This is a genomic window from Achromobacter pestifer, from assembly GCF_013267355.1.
GTDB lineage: Bacteria > Pseudomonadota > Gammaproteobacteria > Burkholderiales > Burkholderiaceae_B > Achromobacter > Achromobacter pestifer_A.
Window position 1 is genome coordinate 1,376,681 of record NZ_CP053985.1, and the last position, 24,562, is coordinate 1,401,242.

Below are 24,562 nucleotides of genomic sequence, written 5' to 3' on the forward strand. Positions count from 1 at the left end.
TTGTCGCGCCAACCGCCGGCCAGCGCCGACTACGGGAAACTCCTAACTCCCGCTTGTAAATTCTTTTCACGATAATGAAAAAAATCAGATTTGACGTAAATATTTTCCATAGCAGGCGCCCCCATGACGAATTCCTCCTTCCCCGCTGCCCCCTTGGACGTGAACGGCAAAGGCCTGGGCGCCTTTCCGGCGTCCTGTACCACCGCCGGCGTGGCCGCGCTGAACTGGAACCTGCTCGATGAGGACGTGAGCCTGCCCGTGGCGGTGCTGTACGAAGCCCGCGTGCGCCACAACCTGCAATGGATGCAGCGCTTCATGGAAGCGTACAAGGTCAAGCTGGCGCCGCACGGCAAGACCACCATGAGCCCGGCGCTGTTCCAGCGCCAGATCGCAGGCGGCGCCTGGGGCATCACGCTGGCGACCGCGCCGCAGGTCCAGGCGGCCTACCAACACGGCGTGCGCCGGATACTGATGGCCAACCAGCTGGTGGGCCGCGCCAACATGGCCATCATCGCGCGCCTGCTGCGCGACCCGGCCTTCACCTTTTTCTGCATCGTGGACTCTCCCGCCAACGCGGCGCAACTGGGCGCCTACTTCGGCGAACAGGGCCTGACCCTGCCGGTGCTGATCGAGCTGGGTCCGCAAGGCGGCCGCACAGGCGTGCGCGACGACGCTCAATTGCAGGCCCTGGTCGACGAGATCGGCAAATGGCCCGGCCTGGCCCTGGCCGGCATCGAAGTCTACGAGGGCGTGCTGCAGGAAGAAGACGCCATCCGCGCCTTCCTGCGCCGCGCGGCCGACGCCCTGCGCGGCCTGGCCGCCGCCGGCCGCCTGCGCAAGAATGGCCCGGCGCTGATCTCTGGCGCCGGCTCCGCCTGGTTCGACGTGGTGGCCGAGGAGTTCTCGCAGCTGGACATCGGCGCGCCGCTGGAAATCGTGCTGCGCCCCGGCTGCTACCTGTCGCACGACGTCGGCATCTACCGCTCGGCCGCCGAGCGCATCAACGCCCACAACCCCGTCGCCCAAAAGATGGAACCCGGCCTGCAGCCCGCCCTGCAGGTCTGGGCCTATGTGCAGTCGCTGCCCGAAGCGGGCCGCGCCATCATCGCCATGGGCAAGCGCGACGCTGCCTTCGACGCTGGCCTGCCCACGCCCGCCGCGCTGTACCGCCCAGGGCGCGACACCGCGCCCGGCCAGGCTCCCGCGCACTGGAAGCTGAGCGCGATGATGGACCAGCACGCCTTCATGCAGATCGGCGCAGGCGACGACATCCAGGTCGGCGACATGATCGCCTTCGACATCTCCCACCCCTGCCTGACCTTCGACAAGTGGCGCCAGGTGCTGCTGGTGGACGAGCAATACCGCGTCACCGACGTGGCCGAAACCTTCTTCTGAACGTCCCTGCCCGCCGCGCCGGAACGGGGGCAGGAAGCATCGCGGAACCCCGGCGCACTCATCTAACTACAAGCAAAACCCGTTTTTGACCCTCTGGAGAGAGAATCATGAACTTCCGTACCTCCCGTCGAGGCGGTGGGCTCAATAGCCTGCTGCTGGCCGGCGCAATTGGCTTGACCGCATTGTCGACCCCCGCCCTCTGTGCCACGCCGATCAAGGGAGGCACGATCTCGGTCGCCACCATAGGCGAGCCGCCCACGCTGGATCCGATGACCAGCACGGCCGACCTGGTGGGCATCCTGACCCAGCACTTCTTCGAAACGCTGTACACCTTCGACGGCAAGTGGAACCTGACCCCGCTGCTGGCCGACAAGCTGCCGGAAGTCTCGGCCGACGGACTGACCTACACGATCCCGCTGCGCCAGGGCATCACCTTCCATGACGGCTCCAAGATGGATTCGTCCGACGTGCTGGCTTCGCTCAAGCGCTGGACCGAGACCGCCACGCGCGGCAAGATGGCCGCCAAGATCATCACCGGCATCGAAGCGCCGGACGCCAACACCATCCGCATCACGCTCAAGCAGCCCTATGCGCCGCTGACGGCGCTGCTGGCCATGAACAACAGCGCCGCCGTCGTCATGCCCAAGGGCAAGATCGCGCCGGCCCTGACCGAATTCGTCGGCACCGGCCCGTACCAATTGAAGGCGCGCGTGCCCGACCAGTACATCCAGCTGGTGCGCTTCGAAGGCTACAAGCAGCGCGAAGGCGAGCCCGACGGCTTTGGCGGCGCACGCAAGCAGTACCTGGACGAGATCCGCTTCGTGCCGGTCAGCAATGCCAACACCCGCGTCGAAAGCGCGGTCGCTGGACAGTTCGACTACGTCGACTCGCTGCCGGTGGAGTCGCTGCCCAAGCTCAAGAACGGCCGCTCCGATCCTGTCATGCTCAAGCCCTTCGGCTGGCCGCGCCTGGTGCTCAACACCAAGCAAGGCATCATGTCGAACCAGGCGGTCCGCCAGGCCGTGCAGTTGGCGCTCAACGAAGAAGACATGCTGTACGCCGCCTTCGGCGACAAGAACTTCTACAAGCTCAACGGCGACCTGTATCCCGAGGGCTACCCCTGGGCCACGTCGCTGGGCGGCAAGGTCTACAACAAGGCCGACGCCGCAGCGGCGAAGAAACTGGTGGACGGCGCCAACGTGCAGGACCGCAAGGTCCGCATCCTGACCAGCCAGCAGTACGAGTTCCACTACAAGATGGCCCTGGTGGCCGCCGAATACCTGAAGGCCGCCGGCTTCACCGTGGACATGCAGGTGGTGGACTGGGCCACGCTGACGCAGCGCCGCCAGGATCCGGCCGTATGGGATATTTTCATCACGCACAGCCCCTTCCTGCCCGAGCCCGCCCTGATCGACTTCCCGTCCAAGGACGCGCCGGGCTGGTGGGACACGCCGCGCCGCAACCAGGCGCTGGACGCCTTCAACCAGGCCGGCAACCAGGAAGAACGCATCAAGCGCTGGGCTGACGTGCAGCAGGCCGTGTACGACGAAGTGCCCTTCATCAAGGTCGGTGACTTCAACGCCCAGGCGGCCCGCTCGCCGTCGCTGCAAGGCACCAAGGCCGTGCCGTGGCCCTACTTCTGGAACGCCTGGAAGTCCAAGTAAGCGGGATCCGCGCGGCAGGGACAAGGCATTAATGAGCCTGCCTGCCGCGCGCAGCCCATCACGCATGCCCCGCATGGAGCGCGCCATCCCCACAAGCGCGCCACCCTCTCCCCACGATACGACGCTTTTTTAGGACATCCATCGTGTTGCGTTATCTCTTAAACCGGCTGGTCGGGCTGGTGGTTGTGATGTTCATCGTCGCGACCATCGTGTTCGTGATCATCCGCGTCACGCCGGGCGACCCCGCCGCCGTGATGCTGGGTCCGCAGGCCAGCCAGCAGGACATCGCCGCGCTGCGCACCCAGCTCGGACTGGACCAGCCGATGGCCGTTCAATACCTGTCGTGGCTGGGCAAGCTGGCCCAAGGCGACCTGGGCCAATCCATCTTCATGAACAAGCCGGTGCTGTCGGCGCTGGCCGACCGCGCCGAACCCACCATCCTGCTGACGCTCATGGCTCTGCTGATCGCCAGCGCCATCGCCCTGCCGGTGGGGATACTGTCCGCGGTCAAGCGCGGCACCACGCTGGACCAGTCGGTACTGTCGTTCTCGATGTTCACCTCCAGCGTGCCCAGCTTCTGGCTGGGTCTGCTGCTGATGCAGGTGTTCTCGGTCAAGCTGGGATGGCTGCCCGTGGCCGGCTACGGCGGGCCCGACGCCTCGCTCATGACCCGGCTGTCGCACCTGATCCTGCCGGCCGTGGTGCTGGGCCTGGTGAACTCGGCGCTGATCACCCGCTTCATCCGCGCCAGCATGCTGGACGTACTGCGCGACGACTACGTGCGCACCGCGCGCGCCAAGGGCCTGCCCGAAAGCAAGGTAATCCTGAAGCACGCCGTACGCAATGCGCTGATCCCGATCCTGACGGTGCTGGGCCTCACCACTGCGCTGTTGATCAGCGGCGCGGTCGTGACCGAAACCGTGTTCGGCCTGCCCGGCGTCGGCAGCCTGGTGGTGTCGGCGGTGCTGCGCCGCGACTACCCCGTCATCCAGGGCGCACTGCTGATCATCGCGGCCATTTACGTCCTGATCAATCTCATCATCGATCTGCTGTACCTGCTGGTCGACCCACGAGTGCGCTACTGATATGGCTATCGCAACTTCCGCAAATTCCGCCGCCGGCGCCGACCGCTGGCAGGTGCTGCGCCTGCTGGTCTCGCGCAAGACCGTGCTGATCAGCCTGATCGTGATCGTCGTGCTGGTCCTGGCCGCGCTGCTGGCGCCCTGGATCAGCCCCTACGATCCGTTCAAACTGTCCATCATGAACCGGCTGAAGGCGCCAGGCGCCGCGCACTGGTTCGGCACCGACGACTTCGGCCGCGACGTGTTCAGCCGCGTCATCCACGGCGGCCGCCTGTCGCTGATGGTGGGCTTTTCCGTCGTGATCGTGTCCAGCATCCTGGGCATCGCACTGGGCCTGATCGCGGGCTTCTTCCGCACGGCGGACAAGTTCGTGTCGCGCCTGATCGACGCCATGATGGCCTTCCCCGACATTCTGTTGGCGATCTCGCTGGTGGCCGCGCTGGGCCCCTCGCTGGTCAACGTGGTGATCGCGCTGGGCATCGTCTACACGCCGCGCCTGGCGCGCATCGTGCGCGCCTCGACCCTGGTGATCCGCGAACTGCCATTCGTCGAAGCGGCGCGGGCGCTGGGCGTGCCCACCTGGCGCATCGTCACCGTGCACGTGCTGCGCAACCTGGTGTCGCCCATCCTGGTGCAAGGCACGTTCATCTTCGCCTACGCGATCCTGGCCGAAGCCGGCCTGTCGTTCCTGGGCGTGGGCGTGTCGCCCGACATCCCCACCTGGGGCACCATGATCAACGCCGGCCAGCAATACATGGGCTCGGCCGACTGGATCATGATCTTCCCCGGCATCGCCATCGTGTTGTCCGTGCTGTCGCTGCAACTGGTCGGCGACGGCCTGCGCGACGTCCTCGACCCGCGCCTGCGCAAGGAGCTGTAATCATGACCGCAAGCACCCGAGACGTCGTGCTTTCCGTGGAAGGGCTCAAGACCTGGTTCCACAGCCGCGACGGCATCGCCAAGTCCGTGGACGGCGTGACCTTCGACCTGGCCCGCGGCGAAACGCTGGCCATCGTCGGCGAGTCCGGCTCCGGCAAATCCGTGACCAGCCTGTCCATCATGGGCCTGCTGCCCAAGCCGGCGGGCCGCATCGAGGCCGGCAAGATCCTGTTCCGCGACCGCCAGGGCGCGCAGCACGATCTGGCCCAGGCCACGCCCGCCACCCTGCGCAAGATCCGCGGCGCCGAAATCGCCATGATCTTCCAGGAGCCCATGACCAGCCTGAACCCGCTGTACACGGTGGGCGACCAGATCGCCGAGGCCGTGCAGCAGCACGAAGGCGGATCCTACGAGTCGGCCTTGCGGCGCGCCCGCGAGATGCTGGAACGCGTGGAGATCCCGGCGGCCGACCGGCGCGTCAACGAATACCCGCACCAGATGTCGGGCGGCATGCGCCAGCGCGTGATGATCGCGCTGGCCCTGGCCTGCAACCCCGCCGTGCTGATTGCCGACGAGCCCACCACCGCGCTGGACGTGACCGTGCAGGCGCAGATCCTGGACCTGCTGCGCCGGCTGCAGGCCGAGATGAACATGAGCATCCTGTTCATCACGCACAACCTGGGCGTGGTGGCCGAGATCGCGCACCGCGTGGCGGTCATGTACGCCGGCCGCGTGGTCGAGGACGCCGGCGTCTACGACCTGTTCGAGAAGCCCACGCACCCCTACACCCGCGGCCTGCTGTCCTGCATCCCCACCGCCGCCCTGCTGGCCTCGGGCGAACGGCTGCGCGCGATTCCCGGCAACGTGCCCAGCGTGCTGTCGCTGCCGGCCGGCTGTACCTTCGCGCCGCGCTGCCCGTTGGCCGCCGACGACTGCCGCGCCGCCGTGCCCGAACTCCTGCCGGTGCAGACCGACCACCGCGCGCGCTGCATCAAGGTGAATCCGATATGACGAGTAGCCCCATTCCCATCCGCGCCGAAGAGCCGCTGGTGCGGATCCAGGACCTGAAAGTCCACTTCCCCACCTCGCAGGCGCGCCACGCGCCGGTCGTGAAGGCCGTGGACGGCGTCAGCTTCGACGTGCCGCGCAACACCATCGTCGGCCTGGTCGGAGAATCCGGCTCCGGCAAGACCACCACCGGCCGCGCGCTGCTGCGCCTGTTCGCGCCCACCGCCGGCCGCATCCTGTTCGACGGCCAGGACATCACCAAGCTGTCCGAAAAGCAGATGCTGCCCTGGCGCCGCCGCATGCAGATCGTGTTCCAGGATCCCTACGCCAGCCTCAACCCCCGCATGACGGTGGCCGAAATCCTGGGCGAGGCCCTGGATACCCACCGGCTGGCCCAGAACCGCCGCATGGCCCGCATCGGCGAACTGCTGGAACGCGTGGGCCTGAACGCCGAGCACAGCCGCCGCTATCCGCACGAGTTCTCCGGCGGCCAGCGCCAGCGCATCGGCATCGCCCGCGCGCTGGCGGTCGAACCCGACTTCATCGTGGCCGACGAGCCGGTGTCCGCGTTGGACGTATCGGTGCAGGCGCAGGTGCTGAACCTGCTGCAGGACCTGCAGCGCGACCTGGGCCTGACCATGCTGTTCGTGGCCCACGACCTCGCGGTGGTGGACTACCTGTGCGACGAGGTCGTGGTGATGTACCTGGGCCGCGTCATGGAACGCGGCCCGACCAGCGAGGTCTACGCGCGCCCCCGCCATCCCTATACCCGCGCGCTGCTGTCCGCCGCGCCGGTGCCGGACCCGCGCGCGCCGCGCTCGCGTATCCTGTTGAAGGGCGATATCCCCAGCCCGGTCAATCCGCCCTCCGGCTGCGTGTTCCGCACCCGCTGCCCGTACGCCATCGACAGCTGCGCGACCACCGAGGCGCAGGCCGCCAACGTCGGCCCCGGCCACTATGTGGCGTGTTCGCGCATCGGCGACGCCGAGCTGGCGGCCTGAACGCCGCCCTGTCCAGACCAGACCCAGGAAGCCCACATGAACATCATCCGCGACATCGTCTTCCAGATACGCAGTCGGCGGGACTCGCTGAGCGTGACCGAGCGCAAGGTCGCCGACGCCATCCTGGACGACATCATCTGGGGCGCCAGCGCCACCGTCGACCAGTTGGCGGCCAAGGCCGGCGTCAGCATCGCCACCATCTCGCGCTTCGCGCGCACGGTCGGCTGCGACGACACCCGCGATCTGAAGCTGAAGCTGGCCCAGGCCAGCACCGTGGGCAGCCGCTTCCTGGACCCCAGCGCGCCGCCCGAGGAAAGCACCTTCTACGCCCGCATCTACGCCGACATCGAAAGCACGCTGCGCGCGCATCTGCCCAACTTCACCGAGCAGCTGTTCGAAGCCGCCGCCGGCATCGTCGACGGCGCGCGCATGATCTACGTGTTCGGCATGGGCGGAGCGTCCGCCGTGCTGGCACAGGAAGTGCAGTCGCGCCTGGTGCGCCTGGGCTATCCCATCGCCGTTTACAGCGACGCGGTGCTGCTGCGCATGGTCGCGGCCACGCTGGACGAGCGCGATGCGGTGCTGATCCTGTCGGCCTCGGGCCTCACGCCTGAAATCGTGGGCGCGGCCCGCATCGTCAAGCAATACCAGGCGCGCATCGTCGCCATCACCGACGCGACCTCCGCCCTGGCCGAACTGGCCGACGTGGTGCTGCCCATCCGCACCGACGAAACCGACTTCATCTACAAGCCATCGGCATCGCGCTACGCAATGATGCTGGCCATAGACCTGCTCTCGACCGAACTGGCCATGTTGAACCAGGAAGAAAACCGGGAGCGCCTGCGCCGCATCAAGCTGGCGCTGGACGAACACCGCGGCGGCCCGAACCGCCTGCCGCTGGGCGATTGAACTGGAACACAAGATGTACGACACCCTCATAGGCAATGTGCTGGTCCTGGACGGCACCGGCGAACCCGCCTACCGCGCCAGCGTGGCGCTGGCCGACGGCCGCATCGCCGCCATCGGCGACCTGCCCGGCGCGGCGGCGCGCCAGATCATCGATGGCACCCGCCTGGCGCTGGCCCCCGGTTTCATCGACGTGCACACCCATGACGACACCAATGTCATCCGCACGCCGGACATGCTGCCCAAGCTGTCCCAAGGCGTGACTACCGTGGTGGTGGGCAATTGCGGCATCAGCGCCTCGCCCGTGGCCCTGCGCGGCGAACCGCCGGACCCGATGAACCTGCTGGGCGCCCGCGCCGACTTCAGCTATCCCACCTTCGCCGACTACACCCGCGCCATCGAGGCCGCGCGGCCTGCCGTGAACGTGGCCGCGCTGGTCGGCCATACCGCCTTGCGCAGCAACCACATGGACCGGCTGGACCGCGCCGCCACGCGCGACGAGGTCCTGGCGATGCGCGAGCAGCTGCGCGACGCGCTGGCCCATGGCGCCGTCGGCCTGAGCACCGGGCTGGCCTATGCCTCCGCCTTCGACGCCGACACCGAAGAGGTCAAGCTGTTGGCCGAGGCCCTGGACGAGTTCGGCGCGCTCTACACCACCCATCTGCGCTCGGAATTCGCCGCCATCCTGGACGCCATGCAGGAAGCCTTCGACATCGCCCGGCACGCCCGCGTGCCGGTGGTGGTGTCGCACCTGAAGTGCGCCGGCGCCGGCAACTGGGGCCGCACGAAGGAAGTCCTGGCCACGCTGGAAACCGCCGGCCGCCTGCAGCACGTGGGCTGCGACTGCTATCCCTATTCGGCCAGCTCGTCGACGCTGGACCTGAAGCAGGTCACGGACGAATTCGACATCGACATCACCTGGTCCGTGCCGCATCCGGAGCAGGCCCGCCGCAAGCTGGCCGACATCGCCGCCGACTGGGGCCTGAGCTTGCTGGAAACGGCCGCGCGCCTGCAGCCGGCCGGCGCCGTCTACCACAACATGCACGAAGACGACGTGCGCCGCGTGCTGTCGCACCGGCTCACCATGGTGGGCTCCGACGGCCTGCCCAACGATCCCATGCCGCACCCGCGGCTCTGGGGCGCGTTCCCGCGCGTGCTGGGGCACTACAGCCGCGACGTGGGGCTGTTCCCGCTGGCCGAGGCCGTGCACAAGATGACGGGCCTGTCCGCCGCCCGCTTCGGCCTGGCCGAGCGCGGCCTGGTGCGCGAGGGCTACCACGCGGACCTGGTGCTGTTCGACCCCGCCACGGTCATCGACCGCGCCACCTTCGCCGAGCCGGTGCAGACCGCGGCCGGCATCGAGGCGGTCTGGGTCAATGGCGCCCTGTCCTACCGCCAGGGCGAGGCCACCGGCGACCGCGCCGGCCGCTGGCTGCCGCGCAGCGGCGACCTGCGCAAGAACTTCCAATAGGCGCCCGACGCCAGACAGACCCTCATTTCAAGGAGAGAACCATGAGCACTGCCCCCACCGCCGACAACAACGGCATCACCCGCTACGGCGTCGCCGGCGGCACCGGCCAGGGCGGCTCGCACATGCCCTTCTCGCGCGCGGTCGCGGCCGACGGCTGGCTGCACGTGTCCGGCCAGGTGCCGATGGAAAACGGCGAAGTCGTCGAAGGCGGCATCGTGACCCAGTCGCACAAGGCCATCCAGCAGGTGCTGGCCATCCTGAAGGAAGCCGGCTACGGCCCCGAGCACGTCGTGCGCTGCGGCGTATGGCTGGACGACGCGCGTGACTTCGCGTCGTTCAACAAGGTGTTCAAGGAATACTTCGGCGAGAATCCGCCGGCCCGGGCCTGCGTGCAGTCGTCGCTGGTGGTGGATGCAAAAGTCGAGGTCGACTGCATCGCGTATAAACGCCCCCACGCCGCGCCCGCTAAGGCGGGCTAGCTGCCCCCCGAGGGGGCGCTTTCCCCTTGGGGCGGCCCGGCGGGGAAAGGCCTCCCGATGCAGAGCTGCCCCCCAAAAAAAGCCCGGCGTTGCCGGGCTTTTTTCATCACATCTTCACTACATCCACGCCCTTGGGCGCGACGAACTGAAATTCCTTGGCCGGCAGCTGCGGGTTGGCGGCGATGCCAGACAGGTCCACCCTGGTGGTCTGGCCGAACGAATCCAGCAACTCCACGCGCACCGGCAGGTTGTCCTTCATGCCGATGTCAACGCGCGAAAAGCCCGCATCGGCGGTGCGCGGCTTGGCGCGCAGCCAGTCGATCCCGTCCTTGGCCGGCAAGGCCGAAACATCGAACGACTGCTCCAGCGAACCCGAGCCGAACAGGATGGCCGCCGGCGAGGTTCCGATGGCGGCATCGACCTTGCGTTCGGTCACCTGGGCCAGGTCCGGATCGAACTGGAATACCTGGCGGCCGTCCGAGATCACCAGTTGCTCATAGGGCTTCTGCACTGCCCACTTGAACTTGCCGGGGCGCTGGAACGAAAACACGCCAGTCTGGGCGGGCTGCGTGCGGCCCTGGTTGTTGACCGTGTACTGCGAGAACGAGCCGGTGGCCGAGGTCACCGTGGCCACGAAGGCGCGCAGTTGCTCCTGCGCGCTGGCGGCGAACGCCATGGCGGGCGCCAGGCTCAGGGCCGCGACGGCGGCCAGGCAACGGAACATCTTCATCAAGCTTCCTCTCGGGCGGCGGCGGCTGCGGGAACGAGGATCTCGCGGTTGCCATTGGATTGCATCGCCGACACCATACCCGATTGCTCCATCTGCTCCAGTAACCGGGCAGCACGGTTGTAACCAATGCGCAGGTGGCGCTGCACCAGCGAAATGGACGCGCGGCGGTGCTTGAGCACCACTTCGCAAGCCTGGTCGTACATCGGATCCGATTCGGCGTCGCCGCCGATGCCCGTGACGCTGCTGGCGCCTTCGCCCGCGTCGCCGTCCAGGCCGCCTTCCAGCAGGCCTTCGATGTAATTCGGTTCGCCCTGCGCCTTGAGGCTTTCCACCACGCGGTGCACTTCGTCATCGCTGCAGAACGCCCCGTGCACACGCACCGGCAAGCCGGTGCCCGGCGGCATGTAGAGCATGTCGCCCTGGCCCAGCAGGGTTTCGGCGCCCATCTGGTCAAGAATGGTGCGGGAGTCGATCTTGGACGACACCTGGAACGCGATGCGCGTCGGGATGTTGGCCTTGATCAGGCCCGTGATCACGTCCACGCTGGGACGCTGCGTGGCCAGAATCAGGTGGATGCCGGCGGCGCGCGCCTTCTGCGCCAGGCGGGCGATCAGCTCTTCGATCTTCTTGCCCACCACCATCATCAGGTCGGCCAGCTCGTCGATGACCACCACGATGGTGGGCAGCGGCGACAGGGGTTCCGGCGCGTCCGGGGTCAGCGAGAACGGATTCGGGATGGGTTCCTCGCGCTTGATCGCGTCGCGGATCTTGGTGTTGTAGCCCGCCAGGTTGCGCACGCCCATCTTGCTCATCAGGCGGTAGCGCTTTTCCATTTCGCCCACGCACCAGTTCAGCGCGTTGGAGGCGTGGCGCATGTCGGTGACCACCGGCGCCAGCAGGTGCGGGATGCCTTCGTAGACGCTCATTTCGAGCATCTTCGGGTCGATCAGGATCAGCCGGGTGTGGGACGCGTCCGCCTTGTACAGCAGCGACAGGATCATGGCGTTGATCCCTACCGACTTGCCCGAACCGGTCGTGCCCGCCACCAGCAGGTGAGGCATCTTGGCCAGGTCGGCCACCACTGGATTGCCGGCGATGTCCTTGCCCAGCGCCATGGTGACGACGGAATGGCTGGCGTGATAGGTCTGCGAACCCAGGATCTCGGACAGACGCACCATCTGGCGGCGCGGGTTGGGCAGTTCCAGGCCCATCAGGTTCTTGCCCGGAATGGTTTCCACCACCCGGATGCTGACCAGGCTCAGCGCGCGCGCCAGGTCCTTGGCCAGGTTGACGATCTGGCTGCCCTTCACGCCCGTGGCGGGCTCGATTTCGTAGCGCGTGATGACCGGGCCGGCCTGCGCCGCCACCACGGTGACCGACACGCCGAAGTCGGCCAGCTTCTTTTCGATCAGGCGCGAGGTGAATTCAATGGTTTCGGCCGACACCGTTTCCTGGTTGGCCAGGGGCGGATCCAGCAGGCTGAGCGCCGGCAGATCGCCTTCGGCGCCGCCCGAGGGCGCGAAGAACAGCGATTGCTGCTTTTCCTTTTCGACCCGTTCGGACTTGGGCACCACGGTGATCGCGGGTTCGATCCGCACCGGTTGCTCGTGGACCAGCTTTTCCTGCTTGGCCACGACCTGTTCGGTGCGCACGGCCTTGGCGACCTCGCCGACCTTGCGGTCTTCGCGGGCGGCATAGGAATCGCGCACACGGCGCACCAGGCCTTCCAGCCAGGAGCCTACGCGTTCGGCGATGGCCAGCCACGAGAACGAGAAGAACAGGCTCAGGCCGATGGCCAGCATGACCAGGAAGGCCAGCGTGCTGCCGGTGAAGCCGATGCTGCGGCCGATCAGGTCGGCCAGCGTCTGGCCGATCACGCCGCCGGCGCCGCTGGTGTTCTCCGAGGCGCCGGGCAAATGCGTGCCGCGGCTGGCCAGGCGCAGCGCTTCCATGCCCAGCGAGCCGACCAGCAACAGGAAGAAACCGATGCCCTCTTCCCAGTGGACGCGGGGCAACACTTCCGGCTGCTTACTATTGGTAACGCGAAGATGGCTGGCCAGGCGGCGGTAACCCGCGCGCACCCGGTGCAGCAGCAGGATCACCCACCACCAGGCGGAAAAACCGAACAGATAGAGCAGGATATCCGCCAGATAGGCGCCCAGGGTCCCGCCCTTGTTGTGGATGGCGCCGGCGGGGACGGAATGCGACCAGCCCGGGTCGGCGGCGTTCCAGGTGGCCAGCACCAGCGTCAGCCAGGCCGCCAGGGCGGCGAAGAGGATCCAACGGGCTTCACGCAGCAGCGCGGAAAGGCGCGTCTGCAGGGGGGAAGGCCCGTTACGGGTGTTGCGCGAGGCGCGCGGAGAAGCAGTCGAGATACGCGGCATGCGGCTCATTATAATTGGGCGTTAACCTAAAGATACCCGCCCATGTCCACGCCTACGCACGCTAAAGTTTTGATACTCGGTTCCGGCCCTGCCGGTTACACGGCGGCCGTCTATGCGGCACGCGCCAATTTGAGCCCTGTTCTTGTTACAGGTCTGGCCCAAGGCGGCCAGCTCATGACCACCACGGACGTCGACAATTGGCCGGCCGACGCCGATGGCGTGCAGGGTCCGGACCTGATGCAGCGCTTCCAGAAGCACGCCGAACGTTTCAACACCGAAATGATCTTCGACCACATTGCCAAGGTCGACGTGTCCAAGCGCCCCTTCACCCTCACGGGCGACACCGGCAAGATCTACACCTGCGACGCCCTCATCATCGCCACCGGCGCCTCGGCCAAGTACATCGGCCTGCCCTCGGAAGAGGCCTTCATGGGCCGCGGCGTGTCCGGCTGCGCCACCTGCGACGGCTTCTTCTACCGCAACCAGGACGTGGTCGTGGTCGGCGGCGGCAATACCGCCGTGGAAGAAGCGCTGTACCTGTCGAACATCTGCCGCAAGGTCACCCTGATCCATCGCCGCGACAAGTTCCGCGCCGAGCCCATCCTGGTCGACAAGCTCATGAGCAAGGTCGAGACCGGCAATATGGAACTGAAACTGTTCCATACCCTGGAAGAAGTGCTGGGCGACGACAGCGGTGTTACCGGCGTGCGCGTACGCCACGTGGACACCGGCGCCACCGAAGACATGGCGGTCACCGGCGCCTTCATCGCCATCGGCCACCAGCCCAACACCGAGATCTTCCAGGGCCAGCTGGAAATGAAGGACGGCTACATCGTCACCAAGAGCGGCCTGTCCGGCATGGCCACGATGACGTCGGTCCCTGGCGTGTTCGCCGCCGGCGACGTGCAGGACCACGTCTACCGCCAGGCCATCACCAGCGCCGGCACCGGCTGCATGGCCGCGCTGGACGCACAACGGTGGCTGGAGAATGCGGGGCAGTAAGGTCGGCCTGGCCGACCTGAAACGCCTGAAGAAAGACCTGCAGGCCGAACGCGAACGCGCCGCCCTCGCCCAGCGGGTGGCGGTGCTGAAAAAGCCCGAAACCGCCCCCGTGGACGACATGGCGGCGTTCAAGCGCACGATGCAGTCGGTCACGCCGATCAAGCAGGCCGCGCGGGTGGAACACAAGCCCGTGGCGGAACCCGCGCCCGCACTGCGCCGGGCCAACGCGCTGGGCGAAGCGCCCACGCGCGCCGATACCGGCGTGTCCGACGGCGGCGAAATCACGCATCTGCTGTCCGAAGCTGGCACGGCCTTCGTGCGCAGCGACGCCGCGCCCGACACCGCGCGCAACCTGCGCCGCGGCCAGTGGCGCGCCGGCGCCGAACTCGATCTGCACGGACTGCGCGTGGAACAGGCCCGCCATGCCCTGCTGTCGTTCCTGGACGAATGCCAGGAGCACGGCATCCGCTGCGTGCGCATCGTGCACGGCAAGGGCTATGGCTCGCAGGGGCTGGAACCGGTGCTCAAGGACAAGGCCCGCACCTGGCTGGTGCAGAAGAACGACGTGCTGGCGTTTTCCGAGGCGCCCGAGCGCGAAGGCGGCGCCGGCGCCCTGCTGGTACTGCTGCGACAATCCGAAGGAACGCGCAAATGAAGTGGCTCTACCTGGGCGTGGCCATCATCGCCGAGATCTTCGCGACCAGCGCGCTCAAGGGATCCGAAGGCTTCACCCGCCTGACGCCATCCATCATCACGGTGGTCGGCTACCTGATCTCGTTCTACTTCCTGTCGCTGACGCTGCGCGAGATCCCCGTGGGCATCGCCTACGCCATCTGGTCCGGCGTGGGCATCGTGCTGATCTCCATCGTGGGCGCGGTGCTGTTCAAGCAGCACCTGGACACGCCCGCTCTCATCGGCATCGGCCTCATCATCGCCGGCGTGGTGGTGATGAACGTCTTCTCGAAGTCCGTTTCCCATTGACGCCCCGCGGCGGGTCGACAGCGAGTTCCTGGATCCGCCGCTGGCTGGCGGCCTGGCTGTGCCTGGGCTGTCTGGGCCTCCTGCTGGCCGGCAATGCCCTGGCCCAGGAGTTCAACCGCGCGGCTGAGCTCGCGCGTTACCGGACCTGGCTGAGCGCTTTCAAGCAGGACCTGGACCAGTTGTCCGCTACGCCCGGCCCCTTGTCGGAGGCCCAGCTGGACGCGATGTTCGCCCGCACGGTGGTGCCCGGCACGCGCGGTGCAGGATTCATCCGCCAAGCGTTCACGCAGCGCGGCGGTGAAGAGACCTACTTTCCCAAACCCGGCCCACGCGCCGTGTTCATGGCCGTGCTGGACAGCGCCATCCCCGCCGGCCAGGGCGGCCTGTATCCGGAAACGGACGCGGCCCTGAACGTCGCCGACCTGACCGTCTGGTACCTGCATGTGGATGTGGGCGACATGACCAATACCTACCTGCTGTCGGGCGAGCACTTCACGCCCTACAGGCTGCCGCCTCCCGGCAAACTGGAGCGCAACGCCTATCCCTTCCTGCTGATGGACACCCGCAACAGCGCCTTGCGCCTGGGTGGCGTCGGCAGCGAGCTCTGGGGGCTGATCGCCTACCTGCACAATGCCGCGCTTTGAATCCGCGCGGCGCCTGCTTGCCCTGGCGGTGCTATCCACGGCGCCGGGGCTGGCCAGCGCCGTCTGCGAACCGCTAGCCGCGTCCGCGCAGCGCCACACCGGGGTGATGGACATCTCCCTGGACGACACCAATACCTTGCTGGCGCTGGACGGCTCGCGTATCCGGTCATGGCTGCCTGGCGTCGCCATCGACACGGGCGGGCGTGCCTCCGCCACCATCTGGGCCGAACAGGTGGACTGGTCCGTCTACGCCGCCGCGCCGGACGCCCGCATCGGCGTCACCATGCTGCGCTGGGAAAGCGCTCCCGGCGGCCGCCAGCATTTGTGCGGCATCGCCCGCTACAGTGCCAGCACCGTCCACGAGGTCCGCGAATCAGGCAAGGCCGCGCTGCCCCCGCCAGACGCTGAAACGCGCTTCTACTATGACGCCAGCGGCCGCTTGACTGGCTACGAGGAACGCTCGCGCGCATGGGACGGTCGGCCCAACCGGCCAACACGCTACTGTCTGCGCTACGACACCCACGGCTGGCTCGCCGAGCTTGGCGCCAACGATTGCGCCGTGGCCTCCCGGCCCATGGCCCGCTACGTGCATGACGCCGCGGGCCGGCTGCTGCGCACCATTTCCTATCAAGACAAGTCCGGCAACGCGTTTGAAGTCGTGACGCGTGACGCCCAGGGCCGCAAGGCGCAACGCTACTTGCGCCAACGGCACGCATGGGCAGACGAGCCTCCCGTGCTGGGACCGCCCTACCGCGCAAGCCCGGACCCCTACGCCACTCTGGTGCTGCCCGGCCCCGCTTGGGAACCGCCCGCGCTGGACTCGTACAACTACGACTGGGCCATCGTGCAACCCAAGAAGACGGCCGAGGGGCTTGCCAGCATCTATGCCGCCAAGCGCGATCCCTCGCAGATATTGGCGCAAGGCAACAGTGGCGACCAGCGACAATTCATCATGACTGCCGCGCAACGCAAGCGAATCTGGGAGGCCGCCGGCCAGACGCCGGGCGGCGTGCAATGGCTATGGGCGCCCGGCCAGACCTATACCTTGCTGCAAGCCATGCCCGCAGCGGCATGGGCTTCCTGTATCAACCCGGAAAACCGGAACGCCGACGCCTGCGGAACGCCTTAGGCGCGCTCGCCCTGCGGTTTGGGCGCGCCCGGATGGCGCAAGTAGTCCACCAGCGCCAGCGTGGCACGGTCGGGCGGCGGCGTCAGCAAGGACACCACGATGATCGTCAGGAAAGCCACCGGCGCGCCGAACACACCCGCCGCGATCGGCTGGATGCCCCACCACAGATCCACCGGCTGCGTGCGCGAAATGCCCAACACCCATTCGCGCAGCCACGGATGCGTGTGCGTCATATAGGCGAACGTCACCGCCAGCCCCGCCGCCATGCCCAAGGTCGCGCCCCACTTGTTGGCGCGGCGCCAGAACACGCCCATGACCAGCGCGGGGAAGAATGACGAGGCGGCGAACGAGAACGCGGCCGACACCATGAACAGGATGTCCGCGGGCTTGCGCGCCGCCACCCAGGCGGCGCCGAAGGCCACCAGCAGCAGCAGGATCTTGGACACCATCACGCGGCGCGCGGCCGACATGCGCGGCGACACCATGCGATACCACATGTCGTGCGACAGGGAGTTGGACAGGGTCAGCAACAGGCCGTCGGCGGTGGACAGCGCCGCGGCCAGGCCGCCCGCCGCCACCAGGGCCGAAATCACGTAGGGCAAGCCGCCGATTTCCGGCATCGCCAGCACCACCACGTCGGCGCCCATGCTGATCTCGCTCAATTGCACGATGCCGTCGCGGTTGACGTCGGTCACGTCCAGCAGATTGCTGTCGACGGCGCTCCAGGCATGCACCCAGTTGGGCAGGCTGAGAAAGCTGGATCCCACCACCTGGGTATAGACCTCGTACTTCACCAGCAGCGCCAGCGCCGGCGCCATGAAATACAGCAGCAGGATGAACAGCAGCGACCAGCACACCGATTTGCGCGCCTCGATGACCGAGGGCGTGGTGTATGAACGCATCAGGATGTGCGGCATGCCGGCGGTGCCCAGCATCAAGCAGAGCACCAGCGCCAGGAAGTTGATGCGCATGTTGCGCTGCTCTTCCGGATCCTTGGACGGGAACGGTTCCGCATGCGGCGTGGCCGGCGCGGCCCGCGCCTCGAAGGTGGCCTTGGCCTGCGCCCATGCGATGCGCGCCTCTTCCACGCTGCCGGGGTAGCCGGCCAGTTCGCGCTCGGCCGAGCGGATCTCGACCATGGGGGCATCGTTGGCGTTCAACTGCGCCAGCCGGCTGCGCAGCTTGTCTTTTTCCAGCGTCCAGGATTCGGGCAATGCCGCCATCCGTCGGCCCATCTCGTTGGCGCGCTCCTGCCAAAGCCGGCGCACCTCGATTTCGGACGGGTCGTTCTGCAGGTAGACCTCTTTTTCGGTGACCTGCTGCAGCACCACGCCGGCCGACAGCTGCGGCACAGGCATGTTGGTGTGCTTGACGGACAGCCAGACCACCGGCACCAGATAGGCGATGACCAGGATGATGTACTGCCCCACCTGCGTCCAGGTGACCGCGCGCATGCCGCCCAGGAACGAACAGACCAGCATGCCCCCGAGCGCCACGAAAATACCGAGTTCGAAGGAAATGCCGGTCATGCGCGTGGTGATGATGCCCACGCCATAGATCTGCGCCACCAGGTAGGTGAAGGAACAGAGAATCGCGCAGGCCACGCCCGCCATGCGCGGCATGTTGCCGCCATAGCGCGCGCCCATGAAGTCCGGAATGGTGTATTGGCCGAAGCGCCGCAGGTAAGGCGCCAGCAGCATCGCCACCAGCACGTAGCCGCCGGTCCAGCCCATGATGTAGGCCAACCCGCCATAGCCCGTCAGGTAGAGCGTGCCCGCCACCCCGATGAAGGAGGCTACCGACATCCAGTCGGCAGCCGTGGCCATGCCGTTGTAGATCGCCGGCACCCGCCGGCCGGCCACGTAGTACTCGACCTGATCCGAGGTCCGGCAGACGATGCCGATGCCGGCGTACAGGCTGACCGTGACCAGCAGGAACACATAGCCGATCCAGTTGCGCGGCATGCCCAGGATCTCGGCCAGCGCCATCAACAGGATCATCAGCGCAAAGCCTGCCGTGTACAGCACATAGATGCGGCGCAGCCTGAGTCTGAATTGCTGGGGCGTGTCTCCGCTGAAAAACGGCATCAGCGGCGCCCTCCGGTGTCTTCGGAGCGCTCATCGGCGCGGTTCATGACCCGGGCATAGATGCCGATGATGATCAGGTAGGCCAGCGGCGCGCCATAGGCCGCCATCCAGAACGCGAACGGCCAGCCAATGAAGTCGAAGTTCAGGCTGCGGGCGAAAAAGGCGGGAATGAAAGTCAGCGCGGCCCAGACGACGAGCAACACCAGGATCAGCCGCAGGTTGCGGCGCCAATAGGGAGTCGTGGCTGGCTTCGAAGATGAAAGGCGCGATTCCGGCATAGCTGGGATGAGCGGACCCTGTCTGATTATCGCGAAACGCGGCGCTTCAAAAGCCTTTGTACTTGAAATACTGGCTTTTTATGCGACAACGGCTGGCACTACCTGGTGCCAGCCGTTGTGCGTTTTGCTTTTTTTGGGTACTGCTTTACTTTTTTTATGTACCGGTGCCGCCGGTATTTGCCCATGCAGGGCTTTGTCTCCTCACCTGCATGGGATGAGATTCTGCACCAGATGCGGGATTGTCACACTAGGGGAATGCCCTAAGAAGGAGCATTCATTTACATATTCCATGCACCACACTGGTGCAATTTGAGTTTCGCGTTCTAAATATTGGGATTTTTCTGGATAGCCAGCGGCCATTCCAGCTTCCGCACTCCCGCCTTGCATTCCTCACCGCCGGGCCGCCCCAAGATGGGCCGGAGCCGCGTGCGTGCCATGCCCGTATTCGGGCAGCGGGCCACGTTTACGTTTCATTTATACCCCCCTCCCAAACGTATACCCCGTTTTTACCCCCCGCTCCGTAACCTGCCGGTGTCCTGATTGGTCACTACGCCTGCCCGGCGCGCATCCCTATTCGCCGCGCAGGCCCGTCGTTCGAAGGGAGCGCCGCTCCCGGGAGGAAATACGTGGATGCCATCTATATCGCCATCTTTGCCGTCATGGCTGGGCTGACTTTCGCCCTGCTGCGGTTCTGCGAAACCTTGTCTGCTGGAGAGCAACCATGAACTGGCTCTATTGGCTGAGCGGCCTGACGGCCGCCCTGTTGTTCGTGTACCTGCTGGTCGCGCTGTTCAAACCGGAGAAATTCTGATGACCGCCGAATTCGTCGGATTGCTGGTCGTGTACCTGGCAGTCCTGCTTGCGATCGCGCCCCTGCTCGGGCGCTACATCCGCATCGCCATGGAAAACGGGCAGTCCCGGCTGACCGCCTGGGGCCGCCCCATCGAGCGCGGCATCTACCGCCTGGCGGGCATAGACCCGCAGGCCGAGATGGGCTGGAAGCGCTACGCCGTGGCGGTGCTGGCCTTCAACATCATCGGCATCGCGGCCGTCTACGCCTTGCAGCGTCTGCAGGGCGCGCTGCCGCTCAATCCCGCCGGCCTGGGGGCGGTATCGCCGGATTCCGCCCTGAACACCGCCATCAGCTTCGTGGCCAATACCAACTGGCAGGGCTACGGCGGCGAATCGACCATGAGCTACCTGACGCAGATGCTGGCGTTGACGGTGCAGAACTTCGTCTCGGCCGCCACCGGCATCGCCGTGCTGTTCGCGCTGATCCGCGGCCTGTCGCGCCATTGCTCGGCCACGGTGGGCAACTTCTGGACCGACATGGTGCGCAGCACGCTGTATGTGCTGCTGCCGCTGTCCCTGGTGCTGGCGCTGGCGTTGGTCAGCCAGGGCGTGATCCAGAATTTCAACCCCTACCAGGAAGTCCAGACCGTCGAGGCCGTGCACTATGAGCAACCCCGCGTGGATGCCCAGGGCCAACCCGTGCTGGACGCCCAGGGACAGGCCGTGACGGATCCCGCCGTCAGCAAGACCCAGACCCTGGCCATGGGCCCGGTCGCTTCGCAGGAATCGATCAAGCTGCTGGGGACCAACGGCGGCGGCTTCTTCAACGCCAACTCCGCGCATCCCTTTGAGAACCCCACGCCGCTGGCGAACTTCCTGGAGATGCTGGCCATCCTGGCGATTCCCGCCGCGCTGTGCTTCTCGTTTGGCGAAATGGTGGGCAGCCGGCGCCAGGGCATCGCGATCCTGGCGGCCATGACCGTGCTGTTCGCGGTATTCGCGTTGTCCGCCGCCTACTTCGAGCAGCAGCCCAATCCGATGGCGGCCCAGGCCGGCGCCGACAGCGCGCTCAGCGCGTTCTCGCCGGGCGGCAACATGGAAGGCAAGGAAACCCGCTTCGGCATCGCCGCCACCTCGCTGTTCGCCACCGTCACCACGGCGGCGTCCTGCGGCGCCGTCAACGGCATGCACGATTCGCTCAACGCCATGGGCGGGCTGACGCCGATGCTGTTGATGCAGCTGGGCGAGGTGGTCTTTGGCGGCGTGGGCTCGGGCCTGTACGGCATGCTGGCCTTCGCCATCCTGGGCGTCTTCATCGCCGGGCTGATGATAGGCCGCACCCCGGAATACCTGGGCAAAAAGATCGAAGCCTATGACATGAAGATGGTCTCCATCGTCATCCTGGCGACTCCGCTGCTGGTGCTTTGCGGCACGGCGCTGGCGGTCTCGGTATCGGCCGGCCAGGCCGGCGTGCTGAACCCGGGCATCCACGGTTTCTCCGAAATCCTCTATGCCCTGACGTCGGCCGCCAACAACAACGGCAGCGCCTTCGCCGGGTTGTCCGCCAACACGCCCTTCTACAACGTGCTGCTGGGCATCGCCATGTGGTTCGGCCGCTTCGCCATCATCATCGCCATCCTGGCGATGGCCGGCTCGCTGGCCGCCAAGCGCCGGCTTCCCGCCGGGCCCGGCAGCATGCCCACCACCGGCCCGCTCTTCGTGGTGCTGCTGATCGGCGCGGTACTGCTGGTGGGCGCTCTGACATACGTGCCTGCGCTGGCCCTCGGCCCGGTCGCGGAACACCTGCAAACAAAAGGCTAGGAATGAAAATGGCCAAGATTGAAACCTCTACTACCGGCGCCGGAGGCGGCGCCACCCGCGCCGCATCGAGCGGCGTGCATGAACGCCAGTTCGGCATGTGGTCGCCCGCCCTGGTCGGCCCCGCGGTGCTGGACAGCCTGCGCAAGCTCTCCCCCGCCGCGCAGCTGAAGAACCCCGTGATGTTCGTGGTCTACGTGGGCAGCATCCTGACCACGGTGCTGTGGGTCATGGCCTTGCGCGGCCAGGCTGAAGCGCCTGCCGGATTCATCCTGGCGATCAGCGTATGGCTGTGGTTCACCGTGCTGTTCGCGAACTTCGCCGAAGCCCTGGCCGAAGGCCGCGGCAAACAGCAGGCGGCCACCCTGCGCGGCCTGCGCACCACCATCGACGCACGCCTGCTCAAGGGCTTTCGCGACGTCGACGCCAGCACGGCGCAGCCGGGCGACTGGCGCAGCCGGGCCGCCAAGCAGCCTTCGGGCCTGCTGCGCCGGGGCGACGTGGTACTGGTCGAAGCGGGCGAAACCATCCCCGGCGACGGCCAGGTCATCGCCGGCGTGGCGTCGGTCGATGAAAGCGCCATCACCGGCGAATCCGCTCCCGTCATCCGCGAATCCGGCGGCGACTTCTCGTCGGTGACCGGCGGCACGCGCGTGCTGTCGGACTGGATCTTCGTGCGCATCGCCGCCGATCCGGGCGAGAGTTTCCTGGACCGCATGATCGCCATGGTCGAAGGCGCCAAGCGCCAGAAGACGCCCAACGAGCTGGCCCTCACCATTCTGCTGGTGGGCTTGACCGTGGTGTTCCTGCTGGTGGTCGTGACCCTGATGCCGTTCTCGATCTACGCGGTCAACGCCGCCGGCGGCGGGTCCGTCGTCACGGTGACGGTGCTGGTCGCGCTGCTGGTCTGCCTGATCCCCACCACCATCGGCGGCCTGCTGTCGGCCATCGGCGTGGCGGGCATGAGCCGCATGATGGGCGCCAACGTCATCGCCACCTCGGGCCGCGCGGTCGAAGCCGCGGGCGACGTGGACGTGCTGCTGCTGGACAAGACCGGCACCATCACCTTCGGCAACCGCCAGGCCTCGACCTTCCTGCCCGCGCCCGGCGTGTCGGCGCGTGAACTGGCCGAGGCCGCGCGCCTGGCCTCGCTGGCCGATGAAACGCCGGAAGGCCGCAGCATCGTCGCGCTGGCCGACAAGTCCATCCATGCGCCGGCCGCGCCCATGGCGCACGCCGAGTTCGTGCCCTTCACCGCGCAATCGCGCATGAGCGGCGTGAACCTGAACGGCCGCATGATCCGCAAAGGCGCGGTCGACGCCGTGCAGGCCTGGCTGGCCGCGCAGGACTCGACCGTGCCGGAACAGGCCCTGCGCCTGGCCGAAGACGTCGCGCGACGCGGCAGCACGCCGCTGATGGTCAGCGACGGCAACCGCGCGTTGGGCGTGGTCGAGCTGAAGGACATCGTCAAGCCGGACATCCAGTCGCGCTTCGCGGAGCTGCGCCGCATGGGCATCAAGACCGTGATGATCACGGGCGACAACAAGCTCACGGCCGCGTCCATCGCCGCCGAGGCCGGCGTGGACGACTTCCTGGCCGAAGCCACGCCCGAGGCCAAGCTCAAGCTGATCCGCGCCTACCAGGCGGAAGGCCGGCTGGTGGCGATGACCGGCGACGGCACCAACGATGCGCCCGCGCTGGCGCAGGCCGACGTGGCGGTGGCGATGAATTCGGGCACCCAGGCCGCCAAGGAGGCGGGCAATATGGTGGACCTGGATTCCAACCCCACCAAGCTCATCGAGATCGTCGAGATCGGCAAGCAGATGCTGATGACCCGCGGCGCGCTCACGACCTTCAGCGTGGCCAACGACGTGGCCAAGTACTTCGCCATCATTCCGGCCGCCTTCGCCACCGTCTATCCGCAGTTGAACGTGCTGAACATCATGGGCCTGGCCACGCCGGCCTCGGCCATCCTGTCGGCCGTGATCTTCAACGCGCTGATCATCGTGGTGCTGATCCCGCTGGCGCTCAAAGGCGTGCGCTACCGGGCGCTGGGCGCGGCCGTGCTATTGCGCCGCAATCTGCTCATCTATGGCCTGGGCGGCCTGCTGGTGCCGTTTGCCGGCATCAAGCTGGTCGACATGGTACTGGCCGCCCTGGGCTGGGCCTGAGCCCCGAAACCGCAAGGAACCCATCATGAAACATTCCACCCCCCTGCCGCGCCAAGGCGGCATCCTGCGCCCCGCGCTGGTCGTCTTCGCCGCACTGTCACTGGTCACCGGCCTGGCCTACCCCTTCCTGACCACGGGCATCGCCGCCGCCGTGTTCCCGCACGAAGCCGCCGGCTCGCTGATCAAGCAAGGCGACCGCGTCGTGGGCTCGGAGCTGATCGGCCAGTCGTTCACCTCGCCCGGCTACTTCTGGGGCCGGCCGTCGGCCACCGCGCCCATGCCGTACAACGGCGCCGGCTCCAGCGGTTCGAACCTGGGTCCGCGCAACCCGGCGCTGGCCGACGCCATCCAGGCCCGCATCGCCGCGTTGAAGGCGGCCGATCCCGACAACCCTGTGCCCGTGCCGGTGGACCTGGTCACCGCGTCCGGCAGCGGCCTGGATCCGCACATCAGCCCGGCCGCCGCGGCCTACCAGGCGGCGCGCGTGGCGCGCGCCCGCGACCTGCCGCGCGCGCAGATCGACGCCCTGATCCAGGCCCATACCGAGAAGCCCTGGCTGGGCGTGCTGGGCGACCCCGCCGTCAACGTGCTGACGCTGAACCTGGCGCTGGACCAATTGCGTCCGGCGCGCTGATGCCGCGGCGTATAGTATTGCCAGCCG

Annotated in this window: 22 protein-coding genes; 18 read left to right on the forward strand and 4 right to left on the reverse strand. The window is 67.0% G+C overall.

The features are described 5' to 3' along the window. Positions 1 to 123: 123 nt before the first annotated feature. The 9 genes from FOC84_RS06800 (at position 124) to FOC84_RS06840 (ending at position 9,885) form a co-directional block, all read left to right on the forward strand. Positions 124 to 1,395, forward strand: coding sequence for an amino acid deaminase (locus tag FOC84_RS06800; protein ID WP_173143757.1), 1,272 nt, complete (start codon positions 124 to 126; stop codon positions 1,393 to 1,395). Between the two features lie 107 nt (positions 1,396 to 1,502). Then, positions 1,503 to 3,059 carry an ABC transporter substrate-binding protein gene (locus FOC84_RS06805; RefSeq protein ID WP_173143758.1) on the forward strand — a complete coding sequence of 519 codons (1,557 nt, stop codon included), beginning with the start codon at positions 1,503 to 1,505 and terminating at the stop codon, positions 3,057 to 3,059. Positions 3,060 to 3,202: 143 nt separating this feature from the next. Beyond that, positions 3,203 to 4,144 (forward strand): ABC transporter permease, encoded by a 942-nt coding sequence (locus FOC84_RS06810; protein ID WP_173143759.1) that lies wholly within the window; start codon positions 3,203 to 3,205, stop codon positions 4,142 to 4,144. Between the two features lies 1 nt (position 4,145). Next, a complete protein-coding gene (locus FOC84_RS06815) occupies positions 4,146 to 5,021 on the forward strand; it encodes an ABC transporter permease (protein WP_173143760.1) in 876 nt (291 codons plus the stop codon). A 2-nt stretch (positions 5,022 to 5,023) separates the two neighbouring features. Continuing rightward, positions 5,024 to 6,031: an ABC transporter ATP-binding protein gene (locus tag FOC84_RS06820; RefSeq protein ID WP_173143761.1), complete on the forward strand. Its 1,008-nt coding sequence runs from the start codon at positions 5,024 to 5,026 to the stop codon at positions 6,029 to 6,031. Then, positions 6,028 to 7,029 (forward strand): ABC transporter ATP-binding protein, encoded by a 1,002-nt coding sequence (locus FOC84_RS06825; protein WP_173143762.1) that lies wholly within the window; start codon positions 6,028 to 6,030, stop codon positions 7,027 to 7,029. Before FOC84_RS06820 ends, FOC84_RS06825 begins: the two co-directional genes overlap by 4 nt. A 36-nt stretch (positions 7,030 to 7,065) precedes the next feature. Beyond that, positions 7,066 to 7,938 carry a MurR/RpiR family transcriptional regulator gene (locus FOC84_RS06830; RefSeq protein WP_088138733.1) on the forward strand — a complete coding sequence of 291 codons (873 nt, stop codon included), beginning with the start codon at positions 7,066 to 7,068 and terminating at the stop codon, positions 7,936 to 7,938. Between the two features lie 13 nt (positions 7,939 to 7,951). Continuing rightward, positions 7,952 to 9,406: an N-acyl-D-amino-acid deacylase family protein gene (locus FOC84_RS06835; protein WP_173143763.1), complete on the forward strand. Its 1,455-nt coding sequence runs from the start codon at positions 7,952 to 7,954 to the stop codon at positions 9,404 to 9,406. Between the two features lie 41 nt (positions 9,407 to 9,447). Then, the gene (locus tag FOC84_RS06840) at positions 9,448 to 9,885 is read left to right on the forward strand and encodes a RidA family protein (RefSeq protein ID WP_173143764.1); all 438 of its coding nucleotides are present in this window, start codon (positions 9,448 to 9,450) and stop codon (positions 9,883 to 9,885) included. A 106-nt stretch (positions 9,886 to 9,991) separates the two neighbouring features. Here FOC84_RS06840 and lolA read toward each other — a convergent pair whose 3' ends face one another. Together lolA and FOC84_RS06850 are read right to left on the reverse strand one after the other, a co-directional pair. Then, entirely contained in the window at positions 9,992 to 10,615 is a 624-nt protein-coding gene (gene lolA, locus FOC84_RS06845; protein ID WP_173143765.1) for an outer membrane lipoprotein chaperone LolA, read from the reverse strand. Beyond that, entirely contained in the window at positions 10,615 to 12,999 is a 2,385-nt protein-coding gene (locus tag FOC84_RS06850; RefSeq protein WP_173143766.1) for a DNA translocase FtsK, read from the reverse strand. The genes lolA and FOC84_RS06850 overlap by 1 nt, the downstream gene beginning before the upstream one ends. Before the next feature lie 42 nt (positions 13,000 to 13,041). Between FOC84_RS06850 and trxB the strand changes: the two genes are divergently transcribed. From trxB to FOC84_RS06875, 5 genes are read left to right on the forward strand one after another with little or no spacing between them, the layout of a single operon-like run. Next, a complete protein-coding gene (gene trxB / locus FOC84_RS06855) occupies positions 13,042 to 14,001 on the forward strand; it encodes a thioredoxin-disulfide reductase (protein WP_173143767.1) in 960 nt (319 codons plus the stop codon). Next, a complete protein-coding gene (locus FOC84_RS06860) occupies positions 13,988 to 14,656 on the forward strand; it encodes a Smr/MutS family protein (protein ID WP_173143768.1) in 669 nt (222 codons plus the stop codon). Before trxB ends, FOC84_RS06860 begins: the two co-directional genes overlap by 14 nt. Beyond that, positions 14,653 to 14,982, forward strand: coding sequence for a DMT family transporter (locus FOC84_RS06865; RefSeq protein WP_013391892.1), 330 nt, complete (start codon positions 14,653 to 14,655; stop codon positions 14,980 to 14,982). Before FOC84_RS06860 ends, FOC84_RS06865 begins: the two co-directional genes overlap by 4 nt. After that, entirely contained in the window at positions 14,979 to 15,626 is a 648-nt protein-coding gene (locus FOC84_RS06870; RefSeq protein WP_173143769.1) for a hypothetical protein, read from the forward strand. The genes FOC84_RS06865 and FOC84_RS06870 overlap by 4 nt, the downstream gene beginning before the upstream one ends. Next, complete coding sequence (locus FOC84_RS06875) at positions 15,613 to 16,755, forward strand: hypothetical protein (protein ID WP_173143770.1); 1,143 nt, start codon at positions 15,613 to 15,615, stop codon at positions 16,753 to 16,755. Before FOC84_RS06870 ends, FOC84_RS06875 begins: the two co-directional genes overlap by 14 nt. Here the strand turns inward: FOC84_RS06875 and FOC84_RS06880 are convergent. Continuing rightward, positions 16,752 to 18,842, reverse strand: a complete 2,091-nt coding sequence (locus FOC84_RS06880) for a sodium:solute symporter family protein (RefSeq protein ID WP_173143771.1) — start codon at positions 18,840 to 18,842, stop codon at positions 16,752 to 16,754. The two genes, FOC84_RS06875 and FOC84_RS06880, sit on opposite strands and share 4 nt — an antisense overlap. Beyond that, positions 18,842 to 19,120, reverse strand: a complete 279-nt coding sequence (locus FOC84_RS06885) for a DUF4212 domain-containing protein (protein ID WP_173143772.1) — start codon at positions 19,118 to 19,120, stop codon at positions 18,842 to 18,844. Before FOC84_RS06885 ends, FOC84_RS06880 begins: the two co-directional genes overlap by 1 nt. Before the next feature lie 721 nt (positions 19,121 to 19,841). On the opposite strand from FOC84_RS06885, the gene kdpF reads away from it, so the two are divergent. From kdpF to kdpC, 4 genes are read left to right on the forward strand one after another with little or no spacing between them, the layout of a single operon-like run. Next, positions 19,842 to 19,931, forward strand: a complete 90-nt coding sequence (gene kdpF, locus FOC84_RS06890; RefSeq protein ID WP_013391886.1) for a K(+)-transporting ATPase subunit F — start codon at positions 19,842 to 19,844, stop codon at positions 19,929 to 19,931. Then, a complete protein-coding gene (kdpA, locus tag FOC84_RS06895; protein ID WP_173143773.1) occupies positions 19,931 to 21,733 on the forward strand; it encodes a potassium-transporting ATPase subunit KdpA in 1,803 nt (600 codons plus the stop codon). Before kdpF ends, kdpA begins: the two co-directional genes overlap by 1 nt. Before the next feature lie 8 nt (positions 21,734 to 21,741). Next, positions 21,742 to 23,901, forward strand: a complete 2,160-nt coding sequence (gene kdpB, locus FOC84_RS06900) for a potassium-transporting ATPase subunit KdpB (RefSeq protein ID WP_173143774.1) — start codon at positions 21,742 to 21,744, stop codon at positions 23,899 to 23,901. 25 nt (positions 23,902 to 23,926) lie between these two features. After that, a complete protein-coding gene (gene kdpC / locus FOC84_RS06905; RefSeq protein WP_173143775.1) occupies positions 23,927 to 24,535 on the forward strand; it encodes a potassium-transporting ATPase subunit KdpC in 609 nt (202 codons plus the stop codon). Positions 24,536 to 24,562: the final 27 nt, after the last annotated feature.